Source organism: Lichenibacterium minor, from assembly GCF_004137685.1.
In the GTDB taxonomy this organism is placed as follows: domain Bacteria; phylum Pseudomonadota; class Alphaproteobacteria; order Rhizobiales; family Beijerinckiaceae; genus Lichenihabitans; species Lichenihabitans minor.
Genome location: NZ_QYBB01000190.1, coordinates 1 through 556, shown reverse-complemented (window position 1 = coordinate 556; position 556 = coordinate 1). Strand labels below are relative to the sequence as shown.

The window sequence follows — 556 nt, the reverse complement described above, 5'->3', positions numbered from 1 at the left end:
TACCCGGATCCGCCGGCATCCGGCTTTCCGCGGAGGGGTTTCGCGCCGACGAGTTCTCGGGCGTGCCGTCGAACGGCATAGCGCGGCCGGAGACCGGGTCCGCCGCCGCCGATGCGCGCGTTCAGGTCGCGCCCGGGGTCGAGTGGGACCTGTCCGGCTCTGCCGGCAAGTTCAGCACCAACTACTATGCCGACACCGGCTTCTATGCGCCGCTGGACAACGAAGCCTACAGCATCCGCAGCCGGCTGGCCGCCGAGACCGGCCTCGGCCTGGCCCAGCTGGACGTGTACCGGAACCAGAACGCCATCTTCGACGACTTGCTTCCACTCAAGTGGTTGGAGCACGTCACGGTCGTTCAGGCCAGCGACATCTTCAAGATCGGCACGGCCCACACCTTCCGGCTCGGTGCGGAATACCGCGAGAACGCGATCACTTCGGCCAACGCGTTCAACGGCACGCTCAGCGACCGGATCGCCGCCGCCTCGGCCATGTGGGAATGGCAGGTGGCGCCGCAGGTGACGCTCACCAATGCCGTGCGGGTCGACGCGCTGTGGCT

The 556-nt window shown here is 67.8% G+C and carries 1 protein-coding gene; it reads left to right on the top strand.

Annotated features, from left to right (window positions below):
- On the top strand, positions 1-556 hold a 556-nt coding region (locus D3273_RS28690), incomplete at both ends, for a TonB-dependent receptor (protein ID WP_165359779.1).